10 protein-coding genes are annotated in these 9,717 nt (G+C 34.5%); all 10 read right to left on the bottom strand.

Annotated elements, in window-relative coordinates; translation table 11 throughout:
- Window positions 1-247 precede the first annotated feature (247 nt).
- The 10 genes from I4N53_RS00310 to I4N53_RS00265 all read right to left on the bottom strand — a co-directional run bounded on the left by I4N53_RS00310 (window position 248) and on the right by I4N53_RS00265 (window position 9,716).
- Complete coding sequence (locus tag I4N53_RS00310) at window positions 248-661, bottom strand: HutP family protein (RefSeq protein ID WP_003866824.1); 414 nt, start codon at window positions 659-661, stop codon at window positions 248-250.
- Between the two features lie 11 nt (window positions 662-672).
- Window positions 673-1,368: a DUF554 domain-containing protein gene (locus tag I4N53_RS00305; protein WP_214495307.1), complete on the bottom strand. Its 696-nt coding sequence runs from the start codon at window positions 1,366-1,368 to the stop codon at window positions 673-675.
- A complete protein-coding gene (locus I4N53_RS00300; RefSeq protein WP_009051722.1) occupies window positions 1,369-2,262 on the bottom strand; it encodes a DNA-3-methyladenine glycosylase in 894 nt (297 codons plus the stop codon). It abuts the gene before it with no gap.
- Between the two features lie 223 nt (window positions 2,263-2,485).
- The gene (locus tag I4N53_RS00295; protein ID WP_003866828.1) at window positions 2,486-4,126 is read right to left on the bottom strand and encodes a glutamate synthase-related protein; all 1,641 of its coding nucleotides are present in this window, start codon (window positions 4,124-4,126) and stop codon (window positions 2,486-2,488) included.
- Window positions 4,127-4,441: 315 nt separating this feature from the next.
- Complete coding sequence (gltA, locus tag I4N53_RS00290) at window positions 4,442-5,833, bottom strand: NADPH-dependent glutamate synthase (protein ID WP_214495306.1); 1,392 nt, start codon at window positions 5,831-5,833, stop codon at window positions 4,442-4,444.
- A complete protein-coding gene (locus I4N53_RS00285) occupies window positions 5,823-6,668 on the bottom strand; it encodes a sulfide/dihydroorotate dehydrogenase-like FAD/NAD-binding protein (protein ID WP_214495305.1) in 846 nt (281 codons plus the stop codon). Before I4N53_RS00285 ends, gltA begins: the two co-directional genes overlap by 11 nt.
- A 1-nt stretch (window position 6,669) precedes the next feature.
- Window positions 6,670-7,500, bottom strand: a complete 831-nt coding sequence (locus I4N53_RS00280) for an Asp23/Gls24 family envelope stress response protein (protein ID WP_029688699.1) — start codon at window positions 7,498-7,500, stop codon at window positions 6,670-6,672.
- A 391-nt stretch (window positions 7,501-7,891) separates the two neighbouring features.
- A complete protein-coding gene (locus I4N53_RS00275) occupies window positions 7,892-8,023 on the bottom strand; it encodes a cyclic lactone autoinducer peptide (RefSeq protein WP_003866832.1) in 132 nt (43 codons plus the stop codon).
- A gap of 252 nt (window positions 8,024-8,275) precedes the next feature.
- Window positions 8,276-8,860, bottom strand: coding sequence for an accessory gene regulator B family protein (locus tag I4N53_RS00270; RefSeq protein ID WP_012269572.1), 585 nt, complete (start codon window positions 8,858-8,860; stop codon window positions 8,276-8,278).
- Entirely contained in the window at window positions 8,853-9,716 is an 864-nt protein-coding gene (locus I4N53_RS00265; RefSeq protein WP_214495304.1) for a sensor histidine kinase, read from the bottom strand. Before I4N53_RS00265 ends, I4N53_RS00270 begins: the two co-directional genes overlap by 8 nt.
- Between the last annotated feature and the right edge of the window lies 1 nt (window position 9,717).

Here is a 9,717-nt window from a genome sequence, read left to right as displayed (position 1 = left end):
GATATTTTGCATCGTCACTCCGATGTTCCAAAGCGACAAAACTAAACTCGACCTTCGGGTTCCGGCAGGGTACCGGGCACATTCGACATCCTTGTCTTAGTGCCCGCCTCCGCCATCCGTGGCTACGGCCCTGCCTCCACCCTCGGTCTTGCTAAGTTTTGTTGCCGCTTTGTAACAAGTCACTCCTTATGCAAAATATCTCCTTTGCGAAAGTTTGTCAACAGTCTGAGTATGAGAGGTTAACCCCTTATTTTAATGACCTATGTCCTAGTCCAATTGCCACTTCATTTAAGTTTAGCATCCCTACAGCAAAAAACACACAAACACAAAGATGCTCATCAGCATAGGCAATGCCTATTTTTCCACCTACATTAAGTCCCATAGCTTTGTTCATGACTTGTATAGCAGCCTCATGCGCAGCTCCTGCTACAGCTCCTTCTGCAGCGTGTGTGTCTTCTATAATTCCTTCTCTTTTAGCCGCTACTACCGCTCTTTCAATAATTTTAGATATAGAATTTACGTATTCTCCACCATAGTCAACAGCTGCAACTTTTACTCCTTGTTTCCAATATTTGTTTTTTAGTATTTCTTCCTCTTCTCTTGTAGACATGGCCATTTTTACAGCAATTCTGGCTACATCGATGCTTTTTAGTAGTTTCATATCCGCACCGCCTAAAATCCTTTTATAATGTTTAGTAAAATCTGATAAAAAATGGGTATAAAAATAGTCGGTAATAAATTCCCTACTTTTATATTTTTAATCTCTAACATATTCAAAGAAATCGCAAATATCAATACTCCTCCTACAGCTGTCATGTCGTCAATCACTGGTTTTGTCAAAAGCCCTTGCAAAAAAGATGCACCTAATGAAATAGAACCTTGATACAAAAATACCGAAATAGCTGAAAAAACAACACCTAATCCAAAAGTGGAAGCAAAAATTATTGAGGAAATTCCATCTAGAACAGATTTAGCAAATAGTATACTGTGATCTCCAGAAAGTCCATCTTTTAAAGCACCTACAATTGCCATAGCACCAATGCAGTATACCAAACTTGCTGTCACAAAACCTTTGCTAATTGTAGAACTGTTATCTTTACTTAATTTTTTTTGAAATGTATCTCCTAACTTATTTAAATATTCTTCAATATTTAAGGCTTCTCCTATAATACCACCTATTACAAGGCTCACGATCACTACCATTAAATTATTAAATTGAAGGCCACTAGAAATCCCTATTATCATCACACTTAAGGCGACACCCTGCATGACTATATTTTTAAACCTTTCTGGAATTCCTACTTTAAGAAGGGTACCAATAGTACCACCCACAATTATTGCAATTGAATTTACAATAGTTCCTAGCATCTATTTCTTCCTTTCGTTAAAGATTTTTTTCCCCATCTCCCTACCATAATAGAATAAATACTGTTGCGCAAAACCAGACAAATCTCCAAATTTATCTATTGCAAATAGTTGAATCTCCAAAGGGGTTCCCTCTCTTTTTAAATACAAATATTCAACAATTCTTTTTATCCATACATCTGTAGGAAAAGTGTCATATCTCCCTATTGAATACAAAATGACACAATCTGCAACTTTAGGACCCACTCCGTTTATATTCATAAGAATATCTCTTATGTCATTAGTGCTGTATTCAAACAATTTTAAAAGATCTATTTCTCCAGAAAAAACTTTAGAAGCCGCGTCCAGTATATATTTCGCTCTAAAACCGCATTTTGTCTTGGCAATCGTCTCAACATCAAACATAACTAATTCTTCTGCTTTAGGAAAAGTGTAATAGATTTTTCCTTTGTACTCAATTGGCTCTCCAAAGGAACTAGCAAGATTTTCTATAACTTTTTTTATTTGGGGTATTCTATTATTTTGTGAGATTATAAAAGAGACTAGAGTTTCCCATGTATCTTGGCGCAAAATCCTTATACCTTGCCCATATTGAATTGCTTCTTTTAATATGGGATCTCTTGAAAGATTTTCTTTTATTTGCTTATAATCCCTTCCCAAATCAAAATAGTCAAACCAAATGTCATAAAAGTCATTTAAATCTGTATTGTCAATTATCAACATGTCTTCTTCCAATTTCACGTTTATGACTCTATCGTAAGCAACTCCTGTATAGCTCCCATCCTCTTCTTCATTCCATCTAAAACACTGTCCGCATTCAAAAGTCTCCTTAAGATTAAAGTCTTCAATCCCCCTTACAATTACCTTTGTCCCCTTTTCTTCCACACTATATTTCATCTTCCTCACCCACATTGAGTTTATTTACTTACTAACTATCATATTTCTCTATCCTGTTAATTATTATTATATAATTTTTTCTGTACAAAAAAAAGCCGAAAATCGGCTTTTTTTCTCAAATAAGTGTAGAGATATTTACCACTTAGAAAATAATTGTAAGAGTATTGAAGAAAAAAACACCATAAAAAGAATAGAGTCTGCCCCTATAGAGAGACCTATTATTTTAAGAATTTAAAATATCTCTCGCAACATCATTCCTTATATCTGTGATAAATGGTATCCCAGTTTCCCTTTCAGTTTCCCTGTTGGCCGAAGCAATATCTTCTCTTGAAATTGCTTTGAGAGAAAACTTTCTTGCTCCCGCCATCAGCTGTTGCAAACCTGCAGCCAATTTATCCGCTAAAGTCCATACGGCTATAGCTCCATAAGGTATATTTTTCATTTCATTTTCTCCCACTTTCTTTTTCACCTCATAGTAACCTGCGAAAATTTCCTCTGCTTTGAGGCCAAGCTGAGAAACCGTCGGCGGCAAGCTGTCCCAATTTCCATTTACCTTGCCTTTCCTTTCCGGATGCAGTACCCCTTCTATATTCGAACCTACAAAGGCTGGTATCATTAATGCTCTTCCCATGCAAACTAACTTTGTAAATGGTGCTCCCAGCGCAAGGGCTTTAAAAACATGGTCTTCTCTTGCAAAACCACCGGCAAAGGCCATATCAACCACTTTCTGCCCTTTATTTGCGAGGATTGATGCGTACTCATATGCTTTCGAATGCAGAAGTATAGACGGTACACCCCATGTCTGCATCATATTCCACGGACTCATGCCAGTTCCGCCGCCTGAACCATCGATTGTGAGCAAATCAAGTTTTGCTTCGGTAGCAAATTTTATAGCCATAGCTAAACTATCCATACTATAAGAGCCGGTTTTTAATGTGATTTTTTTATACCCGATTTTTCGTAAATACTCTACGGTTTTCATAAATTCTTCCCTCACTTCTTCAGGGGAAGATAGATGAGTATATCCGAGTCTACTGTGCCTTGCAAAAGATTTTACAGCACCGTTTTTAAATCCTTCAACAATTTCAGGCTTTTCTGGATCAGGATCGACAATGTAACCCCTCTTTTTTAAGAAAGTAGCATATTCAATATCCTTAACTTGAATTTCGCCACCAATACTTTTTGCACCCTGTCCCCATTTAAGCTCTATTATTACCTTATCAGCGTACTTTTCAATAACATATTCTGCCACACCGTTCCTTAAGTCTTCTACATTCACCTGGACAATAATAGCACCATATCCATCAAAATAACGAAGATAAGTATTTATTCTTCTGTCTAGTTCCGGTGCCTTTTTAATTCTGCCATTTTCTATTACTGCCTCCTTATCAATACCTGCCACATTTTCGCCTATTACTATCGGAAAGCCTACAAGAGCCGCACCTATAGCTAATGGGTCCCAGTACTTTGCTGCAATAAAAGTCGACCCGAGAGCACCAGTCATAATAGGAATTCTTGATTTTGTTTTTTCTTCACTACCAAATTCAGTTTCAATATTTACATTTGGGAATATGCAGTCATCAGAAGAATTGGAAATATTTTGACCTAACCCATAAGCACCGTAATTATATCCCATTATCCTCAATGAATTGTAAGATACGCCAATGGACGTTGTGTTGCTGCTTCCAGCTGTTACCATACCAAAATCTCTAGGGTACAACATTTTTCTGCCCAGAAGACTAGAAAGCCAGGTTTCGCACTTTCCCTGGCAATCCGCCATGCAAAGTGTGCACAAGCCGGATTCCGCTGGATTTCCTCTGTTTACTGTTCCTAGTACATCATTTGATTTTGACCATATGGTCATTGCAATTACCTCCTGTTCAATATTTTGTGATTAGTTTTAAAATCTAATTTTTTCGCTAAATTAAGTTGTTTTAATGTTATTTCTAAATAAAGGTTCGTATAATAATGCATTTAAATGCATTTTATCACATTTTTTTCTTTTGTGAAAGTTTTTTTATTGTAAGTTTTCTATTTTTTTTAATCATTTTAAAAAATATACCCGTTTATGGGTATATTTTACATAATATTCTAATTGTTATACCATTTCTTATATCATTTGTAAATGTTACAAGATATTTTCTGCATAATAATTCATATTTTTGATACATTATACTAATTACTTTTTATTTCTCAAATATTCATCTATAGATTTTGCCGCCTGTTTACCTGCTCCCATCGCAAGTATTACAGTAGCAGCTCCAGTTACCGCATCTCCTCCAGCAAAAACGCCAGGCTTTGAAGTTTTACCTGTCTCATCGGCTATAATTCCACCCCACCTCTGTACATCAATATCCTTTGTGGTGGAAGGAATCAAATTATTAGGACTTGTGCCTAATGCCATAATCACTGTATCTACTTCTATGGTAAATTCAGACCCCGGTATTTCAATAGGTCTCCTTCTTCCTGAGCTATCAGGCTCACCTAATTCCATTCTTATTACATCCATGCTTTTTACCCATCCATCTTCTGTTCCATTTATCCTTATTGGATTAGCTAAAAACTCAAATTTTATCCCTTCTTCAATGGCATGCTCTATTTCTTCCAGCCTTGCTGGCATCTCTTCCTTTGAACGCCTGTACACTACTATTACCTCTTCTACTCCTTCAAGCCTTAATGCAGAACGAGCAGCATCCATTGCAACGTTTCCTCCACCTATTACAGCTACTCTTTTACCTACTGCAATAGGTGTATCATATTCAGGGAATTTATACGCCTTCATGAGATTTATTCTTGTCAAAAATTCATTAGCAGAATAAACGCCGTTCAAATTCTTGCCCGGAATATCCATTAACTTAGGAAGTCCAGCACCTGTGCCAACAAATACTGCTTCAAAGCCTTCTTCCTCCATTAATTGGTCAATCGTAACTGTCCTTCCTACAACCACGTTTGTCTCAAACTTTGCTCCTAATTTCTTTACTCTTTCTATTTCTGCTTCCACAATTCTCTTTGGCAACCTAAACTCAGGAATACCATAAGTTAAAACTCCTCCCAGAGCATGCAAAGCTTCAAAAATCGTGACATCATAACCCATTTTCAAAAGGTCCCCTGCACAGGTAAGCCCTGCAGGACCGCCACCTATTATAGCTACTTTTTTGTTCTTTTTCTCCGGTTTTACTTCTTCTTCAACATTATTTTCAAGGGCGTAATCAGCTGCAAATCTCTCTAACCTTCCAATAGCGATAGGCTTGCCAATCTTATTTAACACACAATTCTTCTCGCACTGCTCCTCTTGAGGACACACTCTTCCGCAAACAGCAGGTAAACTATTTGTGCTCTTTATTATTTTATAAGCTTCCTCAAATTCTTTTTTTGTAATAGCCTTTATAAACTCTGGTATTCTAACATGGACAGGGCACCCGGCCACACAAGTAGGTTTCGGGCATTGAATACACCTGGAAGCCTCTAGAATTGCTTCCTCCTCTGTATAACCCAGTGCTACTTCATTAAAATTCTTTATCCTTTCTTTTGGATCTTGCTCTTTCATAGGAACTCTATCTTTAACGGCCATGGTGACCACCTCCATGTTCATAAAGTTCTAATGATAGTTTTTCTTGTTGTTTAAACATATTAAGCCTTGTCATGGCTAAGTCAAAATTCACAAGATGACCATCAAAAATTGGACCATCCATACATACAAACTTTGTCTCTCCTCCAACTTCAATCCTACAAGCGCCGCACATACCTGTCCCATCTACCATCAATGGGTTCATACTTACTATAGTTGGTATATTGTATTCTTTAGTCATTTTGCAAACATTCTTCATCATTATAACAGGTCCTACAGTAATCACATAATCTACTTCTTTGTCATTTTCTAAAACCTCTTTTAAAACATCCGTGACAAATCCTTTTTTGCCAAGAGTACCGTCATCTGTAGCATAATGTACTTTATCACACACAGCTTCCATTTCTTTTTTGAAAATTACATATTCCTCACTTCGTCCACCTAAAATTGCCTCTACTTTATAACCTTCTTGATGTAACATTTTTAATTTTGGATAAAGAGCAGGTATACCTACACCACCGCCAACACCTAATATCTTTTTTGCATCTTTGGGAACTTCCATCGTATTACCCAAAGGCCCCACAAAATCTAAAATATAATCTCCTTCATTGAGAGTACCCAATAGCTTCGTCGATTTACCAACCTCTTGAAATACAATTGTAACTGTTCCCTTTTCCGGGTCATAATCTGCAATAGTAAGAGGAATTCTTTCCCCTTTATCATAAATTCTAATAATGACAAACTGGCCAGGCTTTGCACTCTTTGCAACTCTTGGCGCTTCAATATCCATGAGTTTGACTACAGGATTTAATACCTCTCTTCTCACGATTTTGTACATATCACACACCCTTTTCTCTAATATTTGTTTTTTCTATATGCAGATTTTTTACATAAATGTCCATTTGTAGGACATTTATGGCCGTCATATACTCCAATTGTTTTTTTATATTTTTCATAGCTTCTTTTAATACAGGGATAATTTTGTACCCATACCTCATTGTAACGTCTACTTTTAAAATTATACCTTCAGGCCTTTTTTCTGTCAAAACTTTATTAACTTTGTAAACTTCATTAAATAAAATAAGTTCATGAGCCACTATTGAATTTATAACGCTTTCAGAAATGGTATATTTACCTAAATAACTATAATTAGGCCTTACAATGGTTTTTTCAAAATACCCTTTGTTATTCCTCCTAAAAATCCTGAGAGGGTCTAAAAAATAGCCTGAGAACTGCTTTTTAACTTCGAAAGTTGGAACAGGGATAACATGTTTTCCTTCTAACAAGCGTTTTTCACGGGCTATTTCAATCTGTTTAGGTGGGACTACATCTTCAATATATATCCTTACACTCACTGGCGGAAGCCCTAACTTTTCAGCTATAGCATCCACCATTTTATCAGAAGTGCCTATTATAAGGATTTTATCAGGTTTCGCTTCTTCAATAGCTTTTTTTACTTCCTCTACATGCGTAGGATCAGTAAATAATGCTCTTTTTATCGCTCCAATTTTTGTAGCCTCTTTTTTAGCAGAAACCCCAGCAATAATGTTATTACCTTTTATTAAAATTCCATCATCAATGATATACCTAATGCCATACTTGCCAGCAATAAAAGAAGCATGATGGCTTTTACCCGTCCCACTTTCTCCAACTAAAGAATAAACCTTCAACAGAGTAACCCCCTAAAAATGCAATATAAAAACCAACCAATAATCTTTTGAATTGTTTTACAATATTAATTATACGGTTTTATATAAATTTTTCAATCACAAAAAATAGTATTGCTTCAACATGTTATCGAAAAAATTAGCAATATATACCCCCCTATCCTATACCCCTACAAAGCTTATTATAACTTTCTTACTATTTTAAAGTCAAGACTATCCCCTTAAATCTCTTTCATCAATTCTATTATTTAAGCAAAAATTATACCAATAATTTCTTAAAATACTAAAATAAAAAGTGCCGAAAACTCGGCACAAAATCAATTTAAATCTATGTAAAAACTCAGGAAAATGTTGAAACCCACGAGGGAAGGGTAGAAAAGATCTTTGAGATGTATTACTTTTTCAACAAAACATCAGGAACTTGCGGCTTATAAAACCAGCCGATGCAAGCAGAAGTTACAAGTCCCAATGTGCCTATAAATGTAAGCAGCGTTCCTAATAGTGATAGTGGGTTAATTTTTTTCATTCACTTCACCTCCCACTCATCTTTATCTAATTATACAACATTTAAAACGCTTTGTGTGGATTTCGGAACGAAAGTGTCATTTTTGGGAACGAAAATGCATTTTTCACCTAAATATATCCAAATATTTACGCAAAATCCCATTTTTTTATGTAATAAATACAATATATTCCTTTAAAAACCATTAATTTTTTGTATAAAAATATATTCTTTGCTTAGATTTACATAAAAAGGCTGAAAAAAATAAAAAAATTTTTATATCCCTGCTTTTTTAAACAACGTATCTGCAATGTTTACTATAGTTTCTCCTAATGTAGTCCTCATAACAGCTTGTAGTGTAAAACCTATAGATACTAAAAACAATATTTTAATATAGAGTATTGAATTGACGAAAAATAAAAAAATATTTATACCAACTAAACTCAGAATTATAACCCTGTAAAATTTATTATCCTTCACTATCGCTAAAACTATAAAATATAACAATAGGCTTGTAAAAACTTTAAGTGTTAAAGGAAAATGTGTGTCTATCAACTTTGCTAAAGCAGCAAAAGGTATGAAATAAACTGCCGTAAAAGTTACACATCTATTATAAGTTGAACAATGAGCTCCTCCTGTATTTATTCTCAAAAAAAGAGCTGAAAGCATTATTACTACAGTGTAAAAGCCAAACCCCAATATTAAAGAAATAGCATAAACTAAGGTAAATTCAATTATTACCCCTAAAATTAAGCTTATACCATATTGTATTTTTGCCATTTCAATATCCGTCAAATTTTGAGTTTTAAACAGTCTTTGTGTCAACTTCTCAGCTAACTTTTCGATATTAATTTTAATCACCCTCCAAAGAAAATTTGGGAATTTCTACAATAACGTCAAAATAACCTCCATCGGTTTGTACTTCTATTTCACCGCTATACTTTTCTACTATATTTCTGACAATATACAATCCTTCTCCTCTTCCTCTACCCTCTTTTGTAGAAAAGCCTTCTTCAAAATAGGTAGATGGTTCTATATCTTTCTGAAAATTATACCTATTCTTTACATGAAATATGTAATCTATTGGATCTTCTTTCAATTCTATAATTATGTATTTATCTTTTTCCATTTCATCACAAGCCTCTATTGCATTGTCTATTAAATTTCCTAAAACCGAAACTAAATTAAGCACGTGTTTTTTGCTGCACTGGATTTGTGTATCACATTTAAAATCCACTTCAATATCTTTACTCTTAGCATTACTTATTTTCGAATAAAGCAATATATCAATTTCATTTACACCTGTGTTTATTGTCACTAAATTTTTATCAATTTCTTCCATATATGAAGACAAATAATTCTCCAGTTCACTATATCTTTTTTCCTTGACTAATTCAGAAATAATTATCAAGTGATTTTTAATATCATGGTGATTTTGCCTATAGATGCGATTTTGCTCCTCTATGTATTTAAATCTAATACTATTTATCAAAAATTGGCGTTCTTCTTTATTTTTAGCATACAGCTCTCTTAACACAAAAATAGAAAACCCATTCAATATAAAAATTAAAATTCCTATGAAAATCCTAAACAACTCTTGATTTTTGGGCTGAAATACATCAAGACTTTTCATAAAATTGTTGTTTACCAGTATTACTATCAATACCATTTGCACTACATAAATCATCATCGCATTTTTGTAACTATCCTTAAACATA

Source organism: Thermoanaerobacter sp. CM-CNRG TB177 (genome assembly GCF_018588165.1).
In the GTDB taxonomy this organism is placed as follows: domain Bacteria; phylum Bacillota; class Thermoanaerobacteria; order Thermoanaerobacterales; family Thermoanaerobacteraceae; genus Thermoanaerobacter; species Thermoanaerobacter thermocopriae.
The sequence above is the reverse complement of the archived record's forward strand: the minus strand, read 5'-3'. Positions and strand labels throughout refer to the sequence as shown.